The organism is Pseudoalteromonas sp. MTN2-4, assembly GCF_042848605.1.
GTDB lineage: Bacteria > Pseudomonadota > Gammaproteobacteria > Enterobacterales > Alteromonadaceae > Pseudoalteromonas.
In genome coordinates this window covers 52561-70779 of the sequence record NZ_BTGK01000010.1, presented here as the reverse complement: position 1 = coordinate 70779, position 18219 = coordinate 52561, and the positions used below count along the sequence as shown (strand labels likewise).

General features: G+C 41.6%; 17 protein-coding genes. 4 read left to right on the top strand and 13 right to left on the bottom strand.

What is annotated here, in order from left to right; translation table 11 throughout:
- Positions 1 to 23: 23 nt before the first annotated feature.
- Together ACGHEH_RS18510 and rpe are read right to left on the bottom strand one after the other, a co-directional pair.
- Positions 24 to 689, bottom strand: coding sequence for an HAD family hydrolase (locus ACGHEH_RS18510; protein ID WP_390448351.1), 666 nt, complete (start codon positions 687 to 689; stop codon positions 24 to 26).
- Complete coding sequence (gene rpe / locus ACGHEH_RS18505; protein WP_390448347.1) at positions 686 to 1369, bottom strand: ribulose-phosphate 3-epimerase; 684 nt, start codon at positions 1367 to 1369, stop codon at positions 686 to 688. The genes ACGHEH_RS18510 and rpe overlap by 4 nt, the downstream gene beginning before the upstream one ends.
- A gap of 228 nt (positions 1370 to 1597) precedes the next feature.
- Between rpe and ACGHEH_RS18500 the strand changes: the two genes are divergently transcribed.
- The gene (locus tag ACGHEH_RS18500; RefSeq protein WP_390448343.1) at positions 1598 to 1900 is read left to right on the top strand and encodes a hypothetical protein; all 303 of its coding nucleotides are present in this window, start codon (positions 1598 to 1600) and stop codon (positions 1898 to 1900) included.
- 20 nt (positions 1901 to 1920) lie between these two features.
- Complete coding sequence (locus tag ACGHEH_RS18495; RefSeq protein WP_390448340.1) at positions 1921 to 2088, top strand: DUF2970 domain-containing protein; 168 nt, start codon at positions 1921 to 1923, stop codon at positions 2086 to 2088.
- Positions 2089 to 2205: 117 nt separating this feature from the next.
- Here ACGHEH_RS18495 and ACGHEH_RS18490 read toward each other — a convergent pair whose 3' ends face one another.
- From ACGHEH_RS18490 to ACGHEH_RS18450, 9 genes are all read right to left on the bottom strand, one after another.
- Entirely contained in the window at positions 2206 to 3045 is an 840-nt protein-coding gene (locus ACGHEH_RS18490; RefSeq protein WP_390448337.1) for a Dam family site-specific DNA-(adenine-N6)-methyltransferase, read from the bottom strand.
- A gap of 190 nt (positions 3046 to 3235) precedes the next feature.
- A complete protein-coding gene (locus tag ACGHEH_RS18485) occupies positions 3236 to 4708 on the bottom strand; it encodes an AAA family ATPase (RefSeq protein WP_390448334.1) in 1473 nt (490 codons plus the stop codon).
- A complete protein-coding gene (gene aroB, locus ACGHEH_RS18480) occupies positions 4708 to 5778 on the bottom strand; it encodes a 3-dehydroquinate synthase (RefSeq protein ID WP_390448331.1) in 1071 nt (356 codons plus the stop codon). The genes ACGHEH_RS18485 and aroB overlap by 1 nt, the downstream gene beginning before the upstream one ends.
- A 19-nt stretch (positions 5779 to 5797) precedes the next feature.
- The gene (aroK, locus tag ACGHEH_RS18475; RefSeq protein WP_390448328.1) at positions 5798 to 6316 is read right to left on the bottom strand and encodes a shikimate kinase AroK; all 519 of its coding nucleotides are present in this window, start codon (positions 6314 to 6316) and stop codon (positions 5798 to 5800) included.
- A gap of 162 nt (positions 6317 to 6478) precedes the next feature.
- Complete coding sequence (pilQ, locus tag ACGHEH_RS18470; RefSeq protein ID WP_390448325.1) at positions 6479 to 8530, bottom strand: type IV pilus secretin PilQ; 2052 nt, start codon at positions 8528 to 8530, stop codon at positions 6479 to 6481.
- A gap of 18 nt (positions 8531 to 8548) precedes the next feature.
- Complete coding sequence (locus ACGHEH_RS18465; protein ID WP_390448322.1) at positions 8549 to 9091, bottom strand: pilus assembly protein PilP; 543 nt, start codon at positions 9089 to 9091, stop codon at positions 8549 to 8551.
- Positions 9092 to 9694, bottom strand: a complete 603-nt coding sequence (locus tag ACGHEH_RS18460; protein WP_138478279.1) for a type 4a pilus biogenesis protein PilO — start codon at positions 9692 to 9694, stop codon at positions 9092 to 9094.
- A 12-nt stretch (positions 9695 to 9706) separates the two neighbouring features.
- Positions 9707 to 10279, bottom strand: a complete 573-nt coding sequence (locus ACGHEH_RS18455; RefSeq protein ID WP_390448319.1) for a PilN domain-containing protein — start codon at positions 10277 to 10279, stop codon at positions 9707 to 9709.
- Positions 10267 to 11346, bottom strand: coding sequence for a pilus assembly protein PilM (locus ACGHEH_RS18450; RefSeq protein ID WP_390448317.1), 1080 nt, complete (start codon positions 11344 to 11346; stop codon positions 10267 to 10269). Before ACGHEH_RS18450 ends, ACGHEH_RS18455 begins: the two co-directional genes overlap by 13 nt.
- A gap of 131 nt (positions 11347 to 11477) precedes the next feature.
- Between ACGHEH_RS18450 and ACGHEH_RS18445 the strand changes: the two genes are divergently transcribed.
- Positions 11478 to 13928: a penicillin-binding protein 1A gene (locus ACGHEH_RS18445; RefSeq protein ID WP_390448314.1), complete on the top strand. Its 2451-nt coding sequence runs from the start codon at positions 11478 to 11480 to the stop codon at positions 13926 to 13928.
- An 82-nt stretch (positions 13929 to 14010) separates the two neighbouring features.
- Here the strand turns inward: ACGHEH_RS18445 and metL are convergent, their stop codons facing one another.
- Both metL and metB read right to left on the bottom strand, forming a co-directional pair.
- Positions 14011 to 16359, bottom strand: coding sequence for a bifunctional aspartate kinase/homoserine dehydrogenase II (metL, locus tag ACGHEH_RS18440; protein WP_390448311.1), 2349 nt, complete (start codon positions 16357 to 16359; stop codon positions 14011 to 14013).
- Positions 16360 to 16365: 6 nt separating this feature from the next.
- On the bottom strand, positions 16366 to 17589 hold the full coding sequence (gene metB, locus ACGHEH_RS18435; RefSeq protein WP_390448308.1) for a cystathionine gamma-synthase: 1224 nt from the start codon (positions 17587 to 17589) through the stop codon (positions 16366 to 16368).
- A 297-nt stretch (positions 17590 to 17886) separates the two neighbouring features.
- Here metB and metJ point away from each other — a divergent pair, with 297 nt between their 5' ends.
- Positions 17887 to 18210: a met regulon transcriptional regulator MetJ gene (gene metJ, locus ACGHEH_RS18430; RefSeq protein WP_058031143.1), complete on the top strand. Its 324-nt coding sequence runs from the start codon at positions 17887 to 17889 to the stop codon at positions 18208 to 18210.
- Positions 18211 to 18219 lie beyond the last annotated feature (9 nt).

The window sequence follows — 18219 nt, the reverse complement described above, 5'->3', positions numbered from 1 at the left end:
GTTCCTTTATTAAATTTACTGATTTATTGCTGATTAATGATTGGGATTATATCTAAGAACCCGTCGCATAGGTACTCGGGTTCAAGCTCTTTTAAGTCGAATCCTTGATTGTAACCATAAGTAAGCGCGAGTACATCAATTTCTGCGCTTTTAGCCGCGATAACATCGCTCTTTGAGTCTCCAATCATGATTGCCTTTTCTGGCGAAATATTAAGTGCCTCACAGGCTTTTAAAAGTGGCGATGGTGACGGCTTTTTCTCACCATCATCACCACACACTAATACTTTAAAATGTGACGTTAGGTTTAACTTTTCTAAAAGTTGCTCAGTAAAAACGCGATCTTTATTGGTCACAATGGCTTTTGGTAAATGCGCTGTTGCTGCTAAGCCTGTTTCAACATGTTGATAAAGCGCAACATAATCACCCGCAAGTTGCTGGTAATGATTTTTGAATCTCGCGACCGCATCGACGACTAGATGTGGAGGTAACTCAGGATTGACTACCATCTCCCCACTCAATGCTCGCTTCACGAGCATTTCAATACCATTACCAACCCAAGTCGTTACTTGCGCATAGCTCACTACCGGAAACGCCACTTCTGTCAAAGTCAGATTCAGCGCCATGTACATATCTTGGGCGCTGTCGACTAAGGTACCATCTAAATCAAATAGCACACCTTGGTATTTCATCGTGAAACCTTCGCTAGTTCGTCACGCATTTGCGTAATGACTTGCGCATAATCAGGCTGATTGAAAATAGCTGAGCCCGCCACAAACATATCAGCGCCTGCAGCTGCAATTTCTGCGATATTTTCGACCTTCACACCACCGTCGATTTCTAGGCGGATATCTCGACCAGATGCATCAATACGCTCACGAACTTGCTTTAATTTATTTAAAGTCTGAGGAATGAAGCTTTGCCCACCAAACCCAGGGTTCACTGACATCAATAAAATGACATCTAATTTATCCATCACATAATCTAGGTAATGTAATGGAGTGGCAGGGTTAAATACTAAACCCGCCTGACAGCCATGTTCTTTGATCAATGAAATGGTTCTATCAATGTGTTCGCTGGCTTCTGGATGAAAAGTGATGATACTCGCGCCCGCTTTAGCAAACTCTGGAATTAGCGCATCAACCGGCTTTACCATTAAATGCACATCAATCGGTGCCTCAATACCATAATCACGTAATGCCTTACAGATCATAGGACCAAATGTCAGGTTTGGTACATAATGATTGTCCATCACATCAAAATGTACAACATCAGCGCCTGATTTTATGACACGCTCAACGTCTTCGCCGAGTCTTGCGAAATCAGCAGATAAAATAGAAGGAGCAATAAGGTATTGAGGTTGTTTTTGCACGGTAAACTCTCTTTAAATGATACATCAGTTGTCAGCGTTACTTTACCGCAATTCATGCCTTGTACCCAAGTTTTATTCTACTCCTTCCTACATGGAAAATAGACTAAAAACTCCAATCACATTACTTCCCTTTATGGCGATTAACGCACAAATTTTTACGTTATCTATGTTTGTTTTCTGAACAGTGACGGTGTATTATATTGAGATAACTGTTGGGTGGAGTTACACATGTTTAGTCGGCTTAAAACACGGATGCTTGCGGTGACAGCTGTTGTTACATTATCAGCAGGAGTTTACTCTGTTGATTACAGTGAAGAAGTTGCCAGTAGCACATGTTCATGTAGTACAAATACAATTCAAGTTAATATCAATTTTCTTGAACAATGCAAACTTGAAGCACATACAAGCTGGTACGCTTGGTTAACAGGCGAGAGTAGCAGTGCACAGTTTCATTATTTAGATTTACTTGAGTTACTTTTAGGGTCTGATGAAACCGAAAGTAACACTGAAAGTTTCACTTCACACTTTTAATTAAAGTGCAGCTGCTAAGCATGATCCAAAGTGTTTTAGCAGCTATGTTTGGTGTCCAGAGCCAAGACAAGCGTTATCAAGACTTTTCAAACAAGCACCTCTTTATCTCATTCATACTGATTTCAATTGTATTTGTATTTCTTTTAGTGCTTTTACTTGTTTGGCTGGTAGGTATTATCACCAACTAAATATTTAATATTTTTTTATAGATGAGCGAAGATGATTTTCTCAGAGTGGAAATTTCAATTCAGCCGGTAGCCCGAGTCCTTGAAAATAATTCTCGCGGTTGAACGTTGTTCTAAGTTTTACGCTTTATACAACGCCATGACTTCTTCTATCTTACTGCGCACACTACCTTTACAGCTTATATTACGTTGAACTTGTAAGGTACTTATTTTATCAGCACTTCGGTAAAGCTGTTTTGTAAAATCAACATAATGGTTTGAAATAAGTGTCGATACCCCCCGCTGTTTAGCTGCAATGGCACAGTCAACTAAACGAGTTTGATCTTCATCCGTAAATTTATTGCCCGCATAAGCCGTAAAGCTTGAAGTGCGATTTATCGGAGAATATGGCGGATCACAATAAACAACGTCGTGTTGACCCGCTTTGCTAAAGGCATGTTCAAAATCATTACAAACAAATGTCGCGCGCTTGGCCACATTAGCAAATTGCAGCAGCTCTTCTCGCGGGTAATATGGGTGTTTGTAACGACCAAATGGTACATTAAAGCCACCTTTTTGATTGTAGCGGCATAAGCCGTTGTAACCATGGCGATTAAGATAAATGAACAATAATGAACGCTTGTATGGATCTAAGGTATCGTTAAACTCTTCTCTCAGCTGATAATAACGGGCTTCTTCGTTATGATCACCAATGAACAAATACTCGGCTTCACGAATAAACTCTTTTGGTGAGTCTTTAAGAATATTAAATAGGTTAATTAGGTCTTTATTTACATCAAGTAGCAAATATTCTTCAAAATCAATATTTAAAAATACAGAGCCACCACCGACAAAAGGTTCAATTAAACGCTGTTTACCCTTTAAAGGTAAATTCGCTTTAATTTCTTCTATTATCCGCTTTTTTCCGCCCGCCCACTTCAATGGAGAACGACGATTAATGACCGATGAGCCGTTTGCCACTTTAGACCCTTACATTCTTTTTATTCTTTGCATACACAGCGCCATTAGTAAAAAACGACAGCTTAAAACATTCACAGTGATGCGACACTGTAAATAAAGTAACGTCATATTTAACCACAGATAGCGACATAAAAACCATTTTAGTTGCGATGCATTTAAAGTTGGGCGATTCTACACTAATTCACGCTAATTACCGAGCAACAAGCTGAATTTCCTGCTTGATACGCTCGAATTTTTTAAAAAAAGGCTGCCCTGCCAGCACATTTTTAGGCAGCTGTTGACGCGCATTTCTTGCTTCATCAATATTTGCAAACGGCGCTTGAATGACAACCCACCAAGGCGTACTGTTTCTCACCGTTTGATAGACATACACGTCTTTTAACTCATTTGTTAAAACAAAGCTATTTGCTATTGCTTTGTCTTTCACTGCAAGTAACTGAATAGCCCATACGCTGTCATTTTGCGTCAGTAACCATTCTGTTGGCGATAAATCCAATTCACGACTTTCTGCTTCCACAGATTCTTTTACAGGCTCTGATTTAAGTGGCAATCTTGTCAATTCTGAAGCGGCTACACCTTGTTCAACGTCAATACTTGCTGAATTTAATGTCTCAGCAACCGTATCAGCCTCTCCATTTTTAATTGACAGTGAGTTATTTTGCGGTCTAACAACCTCAGCATCTTTACTTGCCCTTGGAGTTTCAAGCGCAGTTAAAACGGCAGAGACGGTATCTGAAGTCGAAACTTTAGATGCATCTACTAAAGTTTCTTTAGGCACTTCATCCATAGCTTCCTTAGCTTGTAGCGAAGGCTGAGCTACTATAGTGCCTTGTTGCTGCAATATTTTATCTGTTTGTATTTCGGTACTACCCAAATTTAACACCTGCTCTGCAGGTAGCACAGTTGCTAGGGGTTCAGCATCATCCACTTGGTTACTAAAATAGAACTGAATTTGCTTTTGATACATAAATGCGACAAGCAACAAAGCCAAGAGCACTGTCAAAGCAATTAAATGCCAACGATAGCGCTTTTTAGGTTGCTGTGTTCTCAACTGGCTCTGTTGAGATGCCTGCCAATTCAGCAGTAACGCGGGGTTACCATGCGACTCTTGCAAGAACGCCTGAAAAATAGGGTCTTCTTCCATTGGTAAGTCTTTGAAAAACATCGCCATCAATTGTTTAGACTCGGACAGTGACAAACGTTCTAAGTGAATATCAAGTGCACTAAGCAACATTCTAGGTGCTTGTGCTGTTACCAAAATAAACAGCTCAACAGGGCTTTTTGCTGACAATATTCTCAACTGTTCAATGATTTCATCTGAAAGATGCCTTGCACCATCTAATACCCAAAAACAAGGGCCACAAGATTGTGTTTGATAAAGTTGGAAAAAGTTTTCTGAAAGCGTTTGTGTTTGATCGACCAACGGCGCTCTAAAGCTATTTTGTAGTAACTGAGTCATCAACTCAGTATCTTTCATCTGTGCCGTTACTTGAATATAAGCTTTGTTAAATTCAGGATACTTTTCAGTTATTAAGGTTTCTGCTAAATAGCTTTTTCCTAACCCTGAAGGACCAACTAAAGCAATGAGGTTTTGCCCATATTCGAATTGCATCGCAATTCTATCAACCAAGGCAGCTCGACTCGGCAATATTTGCGATTGCATTAGCGCCCTATTAGCTGACTCACGGCTTCATCAGACACATCATCAACGAGTGCACATTGCCCTAGTTGTGTAGGGACAATAAATCTGATCTTGCCTTGTTGGTTCTTTTTATCTTTACGCATATGACCAATAAACTGCTCACTAGTCATGGTTTCTGGAGCACTTACTGGTAGGTTATAACTTGAAATCAGCGCTTCAACTCGAGAAACGTCAGACTCACTAACAGAGCCTCGCATGTGCGCAAGCTTCATTGCTAACATCATACCCGCAGCAACCGCTTCACCATGTAACCAGTTACCATAGCCCATTTGTGCTTCAATGGCATGGCCAAATGTGTGACCCAAATTAAGAAGCGCTCTCAAGCCAGCTTCTTTCTCATCTTGAGAAACGATTTCGGCTTTGATTTCACAGCAACGGTAAATCACTTTTTGCAATACATGGTTTTGTAAATTACTGAGCGCTTCATGTTGCTCTTCTAACAAGCTCAGAAGTGCTAGATCGTAAATTAAACCGTATTTGATGACTTCGGCCATGCCCGCAGCAAATTCTCTACTAGGTAGAGTTTTCATGCTGTTGATATCGATAAAAACTGCTTTTGGCTGATAAAAAGCACCAATCATGTTTTTACCTAGCGGGTGGTTCACCGCTGTTTTTCCGCCTACAGAAGAATCAACTTGTGATAGCAATGTTGTTGGAATTTGAATGAATGGCACACCACGTTGATAACACGCTGCAACAAATCCGGTTAAATCTCCAATTACCCCACCGCCAAGCGCGATTAAGCAGGTATCTCGACCACAATTGTGCTCAAGTAAAAATGCTGAAACTTTTTCAAACCACTCTAGGGTCTTAAATTGCTCACCATCAGGGAGAATAAAATGCAGAGGATCTAACTCGTTGAGTTGAGTCAAAAGTGGGTCTAGGTACAGAGGAGCAACGGTTTCGTTGCTGATGATCACTGGGCGACATTTACCTATATGTGATAATAATCGCCCACTGTCGTTAAGAAGGTCTTCACCAATATAAATGGGGTAGCTGCGCTCGTTTAAATCGACATTAAGTTCAAGCATTGGCTACTCCTTTTATAATTTAGAAATCTAACTTCTCAATAATTTGATTTGCTACTACTTTTGCGCTCTGCTCATCAGTGCGAACAACAAAATCAGCAACTTCTTGGTATAAAGGCTCACGCTCTTCAGCTAAGCGCTCTAGTACATCACGCGGCGCTTCTTCAGTCTGTAGAAGTGGGCGACGCTTATCTCTTTGAGTGCGAGCAACTTGTTTTTCAATTGGTGTTTCTAGGTAAACAACAATGCCACGCGCTGACAGTTTGTTACGAACGTCTTTGCTCATAACTGAACCACCGCCAGTAGCTAATACAATACCTTGCATCTCAGTTAGGTCAGAGATCACGCCCTCTTCACGACGACGGAAACCTTCTTCACCTTCAAGATCAAACACCCACGCAATGTCTGCGCCAGTACGACGTTCGATTTCTTGATCTGAGTCGAAGAATTCAAGGTGTAATTGGTCTGCCAAATGACGACCAATTGTGCTTTTACCAGCCCCCATTGGGCCTACTAGAAATATATTACGTTTCTCAGCCATATCTATTTAGTACTAACGAACTCTAAAATTTGAAAATAAACCCCGCCTCACGACCTGGCCCCAAAAATTAAGGAGGGGATTATCTCAGTAATCCGTGCGCAATTTCAAGTCAAATCATTTAATTTACCGTAAACCACGCAGAATATAATCATTAATGCGCTGTTACTGGCCGTCTAACATGATTTTCGGGGTCACAAATATCAGCAACTCTCTTTTTTCATTAATGTGACGCGTGTTCCTAAATAAAGCACCTAGGTAAGGTACATCACCTAAAAGCGGCACTTTAGTCACAGCACTGGTGATTTCTTGCTGATAGATACCACCCAGTACGATAGTTTGACCATTTTCGACCAATACCTGTGTTTCTATTTGCTGGGTATTGATAGCAACAGCTGGCCCGGTCGGCGTTTGCACATTATCACCACGCGTATCTTGTGTGATAACTAGGTCCAAGATAATTTTGTTGTCAGGTGTGATCTGTGGCGTGACTTCCATGCTTAACACCGCCTTTTTGAACGTAACAGAGGTCGCACCGCTCGCGCCAGCCGATTCAACATAAGGGATTTCTGTACCTTGCTCAATACGTGCTTTTTTCTGGTTAGCAGTCGTAATGCTTGGTGTAGCAATAATTTCGCCTTTGTTTTCTTGCTCTAACGCCGATAGCTCTAAGTCAATCAGCGTGCCATCCGCTAATTTAGCAAGATGAACCCCTATGCTGCCTGCTGGGTTAGTGACCGGTAAATTCACATTTAAACGGTCAGTAAAGGCTGGAATAACACCACCTGATAATTGATCTGCACTAGACAATTTACCAGAGATTGCGTCTGATCCTTGCTGATCGCTAAAGCCCCAACGAATACCTAGGTCATCTGAAACGTTATCGCTGACCGTAACCATACGAGATTCAATGCGAACTTGCTTCACTGGTACGTCAAGTGTTTCGACCATGCGACGCACATTCTCAATACTTTTCGCAGTATCTTTGATGATCAATGTATTGGTTCTAACATCCACTGAGACATTACCGCGATTACTGATAATGCTGTTAATTTCAGTTTTTAGTAAGTCTGCAAACTCTTCTGCCTTGGCGTAGTTTAATTGCATATACTCACTGTACAGCGGCTCTAACTCTTCTACCTGCCGCATTGCTTGCAATTCTTTCGCTTCCCTTGCTGCTAGCTCCTCTGCGGGTGCAACCATTAAAATTGAGCCCTCAGTGCGCTTATCTAACCCTTTGATTCGCAGTACAACATCTAGCGCTTGATCCCATGGCGTACCTTCTAAACGCAAAGTGATGTTACCTGATACGGAGTCACTGGTGACCAAATTGAAATTGTTGGTATCGGCAATGATCTGCAAAACCGAGCGGATTGGAATATCTTGGAAGTTTAAGGTAATTGGCTCACCTTGATATACTTTTTCTTCACCAAACTTTTTAGTCTTATTATCTTTTTCGATGGTGAGTGTGAAGATATTATCGAGTTGCTCATACTTAAACGAAAACGCGCTGTTTGGCTCAATCACCAAGCGGCTTTTATTACCTTCTGAAAAGGTCTCGATTTTGCTGACCACAGTACCAAAATCAACCACATCTAATTCGTAAAGTAACTCGTCTAAAATATCTATATGATGGAAGTCCGCAATGATTTTTCCACCACGCTCCTGCACATCTATTGCAGCTTGTGATGTTTCTAAAAACACGAATACTTTAGCTTCGCCTTTTTCACCGCGGCGGAAGTCAATTGATTGAATTCGATTTATATGATGAGTGAGCTGACCTGTACCTTGCTCTGAAGACTCTGAAACGTCATAAATTGGATTTTCAGAAATTTGCAGATATACCAAATTGTTTTTAACTTTAGTTTTATAAAGCTTAAGCTGGTCCATTTCGATTGTAACAATAAAGCCATCTTTGACCATGGTACTTTTGATCTGTTTAATTCCCGCTTTATTCACTTTCAGTTGCTGCAAGCTCTCTTCAAACTCAGCGCCCGAGAAGAATAACTCTAAACGAGCAGGCTCATTCAGCACTGAGACTTTGGGTTCTAAATTTAATTGCTCATCAAACACCAACTGCAATTCTGTTTCTGAATTAGAAATCGGGTTATAGCGCACATCATATAACATGGGTAATGCATTAACTGAGCCAGATAACACAAGTAAAAGGCTTGAGAAAATGGTAGTTTTAAGCAAATTCGCAACCATGCGAGTCATAGTAGTGTACCTTTATTGTTATTCGCTTGCTGAAAGTTGAGTCGATTCAATAATCTCAACTTTAGTTAATCGTTCTTTCCAACAACCTGTTCCATCGGGGATCAGCTCTAATAATTCTACATGGTCATCGTATATACCAACTACTTCACCATGATACAGGCCCATATACTCCCCCTGCTTCACTCGAAAAAGGCCCTGATCAGCAGCTCGGATCAACGCCCAAGTAACGCCAGATAACGCTATTGTGCCTTTCATCACAAGATTATCAATAGGATACTTTTCTAGAGGATCTCGAGCACGATTTTGGTCTGGCTGCAAACAGTTTTTAACCTGAACTAACCTGCTTTCAATCACTTCAGGTTGAGGCGCATCAAATGGGCTACGCAATGTACCGGCGCTATATGGAAAGTATTCAAACTCTTTCATATTAGGGATCGGCTCAACCTTCGGTGTTGCACTGGCTTGCACTTGATCAATAAACTCTTTCTGCTGCGCCGTATCATCATTACAAGCAGCCAAAAAAATTAGGCTTAAACTGATAGCTACACTTTTAAGGTGCATTTATTTAGCTCCTTGTTCATAGCGATACGTTCTTGCAACAACACTAAATACTAAGTCACGGTCATTAGCTCGTTCTATTCTAAAATCATGCAAACTGACAATTCGTGGTAATTGAGCAACCTTGCCAACAAACTCACCAAACTCATGGTAAGTGCCGACCACCTCAAGATTAATCGGTAATTCTGTATAAAACTCTTTCTTTATCTCTGGCATCCAACCAATCTTTAAAAATGTTAGGCCACTTGAGGTGCCCACATAGGTCAAGTCATCTAATAAGCCAGGTGTTTCGTTAGAGGTAGGGAGTCGTTGTAAGAGTTGAGAAAATTGCGCTTCCATATCTTGCATTTGCTGCTTGTATAAATCTAAATTGTTCGCCCTTGCATACTTGAAGCGATACGAATTTCTCAGTTCTTGCTCTTTATTTACTGCAAAGTCATACTCATCAATTGCTGAAGATACTAAAATTGAATAGCCAATAAACAACATGATCACAGTAACCAGAACGACGCACATGGCTTTGACAGGCTTTGGCCATTCACCAATATTATCTAGCTCAATCTCATTCCAATCGATGTCTTGTAACGCTTTAAGATCAAAGTTCATCTAACCATTCCCTCACTTTTTCTCTTTGGCATCTTCAAGATCTTGATAAGACTTGACGTAAAAGTGCATGGTAAAATCGCTCAACAAACGATTAGTTTGTTCACCTGCAATAATCCCCTGAATCGTAGGCTTTTCTAATAGATAAGAAGACTCAACCTGCCTTAGCATTTGCGACAAACGATTATTTGATTCACTACGACCTACCACTTTTATCATGTTGCCATCACGCTGGAGACTGGTGAGGTAAACACCCGATGGAACAACACGCGCCACTTCATCTATAATTTGTGTGCCAAGATTACGATTACCTTGTAACTCTTCAATTAAGCGAATACGACGTTGTAAATTACCCTTTTGCTTATTTAGATCATTGATTTCTCGGATCCGTGTATCTAATTTTCGGATCTCAGACTGTAGGTAGTTATTTTTTATTTCTTGCCCTGTGCGAAGGCTATCGTAAAAGCTACCGATCAAATACATCACAAATAAAGAAACACCCACAATGCTGCCAATCAGAATTAGGAACTTTTGTTGTGAAGCTTGTCTTTGCTGCTCGCGCCAAGGTAGGAGGTTTATATGTGGCATGTGGTGAAACTCCTAAGCGCTAGACCTGTGGCAAGGGTAAACTGAGGTTTGTGCCTTAACAGTACGTTTCTGTCTACTTTAGGTGCAATTTCCATATCTGAAAACGGATCGGCAATAATCGTGTGGATCCCCAATTCATCGACCAATAGTCTATCGAGACCTTCAACCAAAGCCGTGCCACCGGATAGCACTAGATAATCGACATGGTCTTTACCACTGGTGGTCATAAACATCTGCACTGCTCGGCGGATCTGTTGCAATAAAGCCGTTTGGAATGGCGCTAGTACTTCAAAAGTATAATTTGGCGGTAAGTCCCCAGTTGTTTTTGCCAACTCGGCTTCATCGAACGTTTTGTTGTAGTAAGCAACGATACTATTGGTATATTGCTCACCACCAAAGACCTGATCTCGGGTATAAATAGTCTTGCCTGATTGAGCCACGCTCATCAATGAAATCACCGCACCAATATCAACAATCGCAACGATTTTATCAAATGCATCGGAAGGAAGCTGACCATATAAAGTATCAAGTGAACGACTCAAGGCGTAACTCTCAACGTCAACCACTTTAGCTTTGTAGCCTGCCTCTTCTAATGCACTCACTCTTGCTAGTACACTCTCTGTTCTAGCAGCAGAAAGCAGTACATTCACTTTCGAAGGGTCGGCTTCATTGACCGATATTTTCTCAAAGTCTAGACTAACTTCGTCTAATGGGTATGGAATTAAGCTGTCGGCTTCAATAGCGATCTGTGACTCTAGTTCAGCATCGGTTAATGAAACATCCATAAAGATCACTTTGGTGATAACCGTTTGACCTGATACAGCAACTGCTGCGAAAGGGGCATGTTTTGGAAAGCGTTTTTTTAGTTTACTGATAGCACGACCAACCGCCTCAATATCTTGTACGGCTCGTTCAGTAATTGCACCTTTAGGGATAGGTTCAATAGCAACAGCTTCAACGCGATAACCGCTGTGAGTTTGCGAAAGCAAAACAGCTTTAACACAGTGAGAGCCTATATCTATGCCAACCATGAGGGGGGCGTGTGCTTTGAACAATTTACTTAACATACCCTGTGTTTTTATCCTTTATTTTAATTTAAACAGGTTATTATTTATGAACAAAAAATACTAATCGAATTTTGTTCAAGCTATACTAGCAGCCTCTACCCACAATTGGGAGTCTAACTAGGGAATATTACGTGACTTTATTAAAAAGATTTTTACAGTTTATTATCGTCTGCGGGCTTTTAGGCATACTCACGTTACTAGCACTATATTACTACGTAAAATCTGATATCCCTAGTGTTGAAGTTTTAAAAGAAGTTCAACTTCAAACACCTATGCAAGTTTTTACCAAAGATGGAAAATTAATCAATCAATTTGGTGAAAAGCGACGCATTCCCGTCAAAATAGATGAAATTCCTCAACCACTACTCAATGCATTTTTAGCGACAGAAGATAATCGCTTTTATGAACACTTTGGTATCGACCCAATAGGCATAGTGCGTTCAGCAATTGTATTGATCAGCACTGGTCAAAAGAAACAAGGTGCCAGTACAATCACTATGCAGCTGGCTAGAAACTTCTTTTTAACCCGCGAAAAGGCTTATATTCGTAAGGTAAAAGAAATATTCATTGCGCTTCACATAGAGCAATTACTATCAAAAGATGAAATTTTAGAACTGTATTTAAATAAGATTGAATTAGGCCACCGTTCATTTGGCATTGGTGCTGCAGCACAGGTATATTACGGTAAAGAGTTACACGAGCTTACATTAGCGCAAATGGCCATGATCGCAGGCTTACCAAAGGCTCCTTCAGCGCTAAACCCTATCAGTAACCCGACTCGCGCTAAATCTCGCAGGAATGTGGTTTTAGGTCGAATGCTGACAGAAAAATACATCTCTCGCAGTGAATATAACGAGGCAACACAAGCCCCTATCACTGCAAAACGCCACGGCGCTGAAATAGAGCTTTATGCACCTTATATTTCTGAAATGGTCCGTGCGTATATGGTAGAGCGCTACGGCGCTGACAAAGCATACAACACTGGCTTTAGAGTTTACACGAGTGTTGAATCTGAAATTCAACTTGCCGCACAGCAAGCACTCATTAACAACCTACATGATTACGACATGCGCCACGGTTATCGAGGGCCTGAAGCCGTGTTATGGCAACACGACACAGACCCAACCCCTACCCGAGCTGAGCTACTTAAAACACTCAATAGCGTTAATGAAATAGCTCCTCTCGTCGCAGGTATTGTCACGCATGTTTATGAACAAAGCGCTGAGGTGCTATTAAAATCAGGTCAATCTGTAGTCATTGAGTGGGATGGCCTTAAATGGGCTCGCGCATACATCAACGAAAAACGACAAGGTAATGCCCCTAAAACTGCGGCCGATGTAGTTTCGCCTGGTATGCAGATTTGGTTACGAGAAAATAATGGCTGGCAATTAAGTCAGTATCCGCAAGCATCGAGTGCCATTGTATCTTTAGATCCAAAAGATGGCCGCATCAAAGCCTTAGTCGGTGGTTATAGTTTCGCACAAAGCCAATATAACCGTGCAGTGCAAGCGAAGCGTCAGGTTGGTTCAAACATTAAACCCTTTATTTATTCAGCGGCATTAGAAGACGGTTACACACTTGCTTCAATTATAAATGATGCTCCTATCAACCACTGGGATAAAAGCTTAGGTGTGGCATGGCGACCTAAAAATAGTCCTGAAGTTTATAGTGGCCCGATTCGAATTCGTCGTGCATTAGCGCAATCAAAAAACGTCGTCTCAGTTAGATTGCTCAGAGGTGTTGGTTTACAGCGCTCTGCCGATCATTTACTTAAATTTGGCTTTGCTGATGAAGACATTAACCGCAGTGAATCTTTAGCATTGGGTAGCGCTGCAATCACACCATTAGAAATGGCACGCGGCATGAGTACCTTTGCTAATGGCGGTCACCTAATCGAACCTTATTTTATCAATGAGATAACAGACGCATATGGTAACTCACTAGGTAAAGCCCAACCATTAATCGCATGTGATGAAGAACTGCGTCTCGAAAATACCATGCAATGTGCACCACAAATAATCAGTGAACAAAATGCTTTTCTCGTCTCAAGTGCATTACATAGCGCGATTTGGGGTGGTGGTAGCTGGAAACACAAAACAGGATGGGTTGGTACAGGTTGGCGAGCCCAAGCTTTAAAACGTAGAGACTTATCAGGTAAAACAGGTACTACCAACAACTCAGTGGATACTTGGTTTACAGGCTACAATCGAAATGTATTAACCACAGTGTGGGTGGGCTTTGATGATGCAAGCAAATCTCTTGGTCGCGCAGCATATAACAGCAATTTAGGTAAAGGCCAAGCCGTAGGTGCTGAAGCCGGTGCGATTACCGCTCAGCCAGCTTGGGTGCGCTTTATGAAAACGGCACTTCAAAACGAACCGCTCGCACCGGTTGACCCAGCACCAGGCTTAACTTCTGTTAGAGTTGATTTAAAAACTGGCTTATTAAGTTCTAAAAACGATCACACTAGCCGTTTCGAATACTTTGAGTCTGACACTGTACCTACTAAATATGTACAGCAAGATAAGTCAAAAACTCCATTCTCTTCTGACTCTTTACCTGAACAAGATGAGCTGTTTTAATTAATATAAAAATCGCCTTAACAAAAAAGCGAAGTGTTAAAAACACTTCGCTTTTTTGGTTCTAAACTGGCTTAGCTATTCACTACTTAAGATTCTGACATAGCCAGAATAAATCTGAGTGAATGCCTGCTGCAGTCACTTCTTTACCTGCTCCAGGCCCTTGGATAACCAGTGGGTTCGCATCATACCATAGCGTTTTAACTACAAAGATATTATCGCCTGGTGTTAAATTGGCAATCGCAGAGCCTTGTTCAGCAAACGCAATACCCACTTTTGCGTCAACCTTGCCATCTTCCGCGATACTTAATAAGCCGGTATAACGCAGTTCGCAATTATTGGCTTTCGCCTGTGCAAACTTAGTCTCATAAAACGCGTCTAGCTCATTTTTCTTAGCAAGAAAATCTTGCCAGCTACCCGCAGCTAAATGCTCAGGCATTAATGGCTCTAAACCGATATCATCTACATCCAGTGAAAGACCAAGCTCTCGAGCAAGAATTAACAACTTACGCTGCATATCTCGTCCCGATAAGTCTTCGCGAGGATCTGGCTCGGTATAGCCCATAGCTTGTGCTTCTAGCACTAAATCTGAGAAAGCTTTGCTGCCATCATACTCGCTGCACAGCCAAGACAAAGTGCCCGAAAACACCCCTTCGACCTGAGTGATTTTATCACCACTATTTTGCAAATCAGCTAATGCAAAATTAACTGGTAAACCCGCACCGACACTGGTGTTATAACGCCAGAGTAAATTGCGCTCTTCAAGCTGTTGACGCAAAGACAAATACCAGTCTTGTTGAGCTGTGCCGGCATACTTATTAGCACTGATAAGGTGGCAATCACGCTTAACGAACTCTGGGTATAACAAGCTAAATGACTCACTCGCAGTGATATCAACCACCACTTTATGCTCATAATCTAGCTCTTCAATACGCTCTAGCACTTCATTTTGCTCGTATGCTTGCGCTTCATTTTGCCACTGAGTTTGCCAGTTATCTAAATTCAAACCACTGGCTGCAAATAGCATTTGCTGTGAACGTAATAGGCCAACGACTTTTAAATCAAATTGCGCTTGTAAACGAGCAACCTGAGTTTGGCATTGTTCAAGGAAAACTTCTCCGACATTACCTAAGCCCGCTATGATAACGGCCAGCTCTCGGCCTTTATTCACTAGTTTGTCATGTAGAATCGCCAAAACATCGCTGTCAATCGCTTGGTCAGTTAAGAACAGTGCATAATCTTCGTCACTGTGCGCAAACCTGAGTACGACGTCTTGCTCTGCTAGTACTGATTTCGCCTGCACTTCTAACGCAGCTATGTCCGCCTTTGGTGCTACCAACGCAAAGCCTTGTAAGTGACTTTCAACCAAAGTGAGACGCCCTGTAAAATATTGGCTAACTTGATGTGTAAAAGCGCCTGGTAGCAATAAGAACTCTTCACCATTTTGTACAAAGTGATGAATGCTGTGCTGAATAAGCTGACTCACTTCTCGCACTTCATTTACACCTAAACGATCAACACGCACAAGATCTAAGTTATCAAATGAAGTAATAAAACGTTTCGCCTTGCTGTAACCTGCTTTAACAATTTCAGTACCTGGTGCTTCAGGGTCAAAACTGCTACGAACCTGCAACTTGATGCTCGTACTTTTCAAAGGAGATAAAGTTTTAGCATGCAATACAGGATTACCTAAACGCGCCAACAGATTTGCCTGCTCTCGACAAACTTTAGGGTATTTAATTGCATTGCTGACTTTACGAGGATCAGTACTGAATACACCTTGCGTATCGGTCCAGATTGAGACTGCTTCTGCGTCGCTATAATTTGCTAACAATGTTGCACTGTAGTCACTGCCATTACGTCCCAACGTCACAGTATTGCCTTGGTCATCTGCTGCAATAAAACCTGTGACCACAAAAATATGATCGTTATCTAAGGTCGCTAAACACACTTGCTTATTTTTTTGATGCACTAATTGACCGTTATGTACAGTAAATAACGTTCTGGCATCAATCGGTTGGGCTTGTAAACCGCTTTCAGATAGGTAGCTCGCTAGAATGCGCGCAGACCATAATTCACCATGTGCTAATAGCTCAGCTTCATTTAGAGTTTTACTGTTCGCGGCTTGGGTGATAACTTGTAATTCAGTCAATAGAGTATCGGCTAGTTGGCGCTGCTTTTCACCCTGGAATAATGCATTAATCAGTTCGATTTGATGGTTCTCAACCTGCAACAAAATATCGTTAAAACTTTGCTGCTCTTGCTGCTGATAGCTTTGCCATAGTTTAACTAGGGTATTGGTGGTTTTACCTGCGGCAGAAACCACAACACAATCGCCCAACTGACACTGGCCAACCACGATTTGTGCGACAGCCTCATAACGCGAAGCCGAGCTTAAGCTCGACCCACCAAATTTATGTACTACTCTTGTCATTTTCTTTTACCAAAGTGCCGGATGGGCAGGTGTTAATTTACAAGCTTTGCTATCAGCAGACGCAGGTGCCTTGCCTGGCTGTGTTTTAGCAAAAGCCGCTTCGAGGTCTGCAAGTAGATCTGCTACTTCCTCAATACCAACAGAAATACGGATCAAAGTATCGCCTACACCTGCTTCTAAGCGTGCTTTAGGTTCCATGCCTGCATGTGTCATGGTCGCTGGGTGGCAAATTAAACTCTCAACACCGCCTAAAGACTCAGCCAACGAGAACTCTTTCACTGTTGTTAAGAATGCCGCCGCATCTTCAAGACCACCTGCGATATCAAAACTCACCATGCCACCAAACCCTAACTGCTGCTTTTTAGCCAGTTCGTGTTGCGGGTGTGATTCAAGACCAGGGTAATACACTTTGCGAACGTACTCAGACTGTTCTAAGTATTTGGCGATAGCTAGGGCATTTTCTTCATGTTGTTTAAGGCGTACTTTAAGGGTTCTTAAACCACGTAATGTAAGATAACTATCGAATGGCGCACCAGTAATACCAATGTTATTTGCCCACCAAGCCAGCTCTTCACCTAACGCTTGAGTTTTCGCAATCACCGCGCCACCAACGACATCAGAATGGCCGTTAATGTATTTCGTGGTCGAATGCACCACAATATCAACACCAAATGAAATTGGGTTCTGTAGCGCTGGAGATAAAAACGTATTGTCAGCCCCCACTAAAGCACCCACTACATGGGCTGCATTCACAACCGCCTCAATATCTGTAAGACGAAGAATTGGGTTACTCGGCGTTTCAATCCAAACCAGTTTAGGTTTGATCTCTGCAATTTGTGCAAGACTGTCAGTGCGAGTTAAGTCCAAAACCTTCAGCTTTAACAGACCGCGCTTTTCAAGTGATGTAAATAAACGATAACTGCCGCCATAACAATCATGTGGAATAACTAATGTATCGTCGTGATTTAAAAGTTGTGTTACTAGGTGTACAGCTGCCATACCGGTCGCTGTGATGATACCTTTTTCTCCGCCTTCAAGCTGTGCTAATGCTTCAGCTAGAATATCGCGATTTGGGTTACCGCTACGACCATAGTCATAATCACGCTTAGTATCGAAATCAGCGAACGAATACGTTGTTGAAAGATAAAGAGGAGGCACAACCGCACCATGATGCTTATCGGCTTCGATACCATGTCTGACTGCGACTGTTGACTTATTGCGTTGGCTCATATCACCACCTAGTATATGGATGTTTAGACGTCTAAAAGGTTAGATGATCAAATTAGAGAAGTCAAAACATTTATACTGCTAAATGGCTATTTAACTAGAATTTGACTATCTTTTTTAAACCGATAAAATTTCGCCACTTCGTTAACTAATATTGTTAATAAGACTGGGTTTTTGACCATAAATCGGTACATTAACCTTAGTTTGAGTTGGGCGTTAGTCAAACTAAGTCAATTAAAACCGTCGCAAACGAGCGTAGTCTTATTGGCAGTAATTACTCTTAAGGCATCAGAAAATATTATGGCTAAATGGAATGGTGAATACATTCACCCTTATGCAGAGCATGGCAAAAAATCAGAACAAGTGAAGAAGATCACCGTATCTATTCCTTTAAATGTATTAAAAGTATTAACTGATGAGCGTACCCGCCGTCAGGTGAACAACTTGCGCCATGCAACAAACAGCGAGTTACTGTGTGAAGCATTTCTGCATGCCTTTACAGGCCAACCGTTGCCGAGCGACGAGGACTTACGTAAAGACAACCCAGAGAAGATCCCTGTTGAAGTGCGTAACATTATGAAAGAGATGGGCTTAGAGATCCCAGAGATTAACGAAGAAGGTTAATCAGCTTTT

Excerpts from the sequence above, each read along its gene's own strand:
- ACGHEH_RS18455 (WP_390448319.1), bottom strand. The coding sequence starts at position 10,279 with ATGCCACATATAAACCTCCTACCTTGGCGCGAGCAGCAAAGACAAGCT.
- ACGHEH_RS18450 (WP_390448317.1), bottom strand. The coding sequence starts at position 11,346 with ATGTTAAGTAAATTGTTCAAAGCACACGCCCCCCTCATGGTTGGCATA.
- metJ (WP_058031143.1), top strand. The coding sequence starts at position 17,887 with ATGGCTAAATGGAATGGTGAATACATTCACCCTTATGCAGAGCATGGC.
- ACGHEH_RS18495 (WP_390448340.1), top strand. The coding sequence starts at position 1,921 with ATGATCCAAAGTGTTTTAGCAGCTATGTTTGGTGTCCAGAGCCAAGAC.
- ACGHEH_RS18460 (WP_138478279.1), bottom strand. The coding sequence starts at position 9,694 with ATGAACTTTGATCTTAAAGCGTTACAAGACATCGATTGGAATGAGATT.
- pilQ (WP_390448325.1), bottom strand. The coding sequence starts at position 8,530 with ATGACTCGCATGGTTGCGAATTTGCTTAAAACTACCATTTTCTCAAGC.
- metL (WP_390448311.1), bottom strand. The coding sequence starts at position 16,359 with ATGACAAGAGTAGTACATAAATTTGGTGGGTCGAGCTTAAGCTCGGCT.
- aroK (WP_390448328.1), bottom strand. The coding sequence starts at position 6,316 with ATGGCTGAGAAACGTAATATATTTCTAGTAGGCCCAATGGGGGCTGGT.
- ACGHEH_RS18485 (WP_390448334.1), bottom strand. The coding sequence starts at position 4,708 with ATGCAATCGCAAATATTGCCGAGTCGAGCTGCCTTGGTTGATAGAATT.
- ACGHEH_RS18500 (WP_390448343.1), top strand. The coding sequence starts at position 1,598 with ATGTTTAGTCGGCTTAAAACACGGATGCTTGCGGTGACAGCTGTTGTT.
- ACGHEH_RS18510 (WP_390448351.1), bottom strand. The coding sequence starts at position 689 with ATGAAATACCAAGGTGTGCTATTTGATTTAGATGGTACCTTAGTCGAC.
- ACGHEH_RS18465 (WP_390448322.1), bottom strand. The coding sequence starts at position 9,091 with ATGCACCTTAAAAGTGTAGCTATCAGTTTAAGCCTAATTTTTTTGGCT.
- metB (WP_390448308.1), bottom strand. The coding sequence starts at position 17,589 with ATGAGCCAACGCAATAAGTCAACAGTCGCAGTCAGACATGGTATCGAA.
- aroB (WP_390448331.1), bottom strand. The coding sequence starts at position 5,778 with ATGCTTGAACTTAATGTCGATTTAAACGAGCGCAGCTACCCCATTTAT.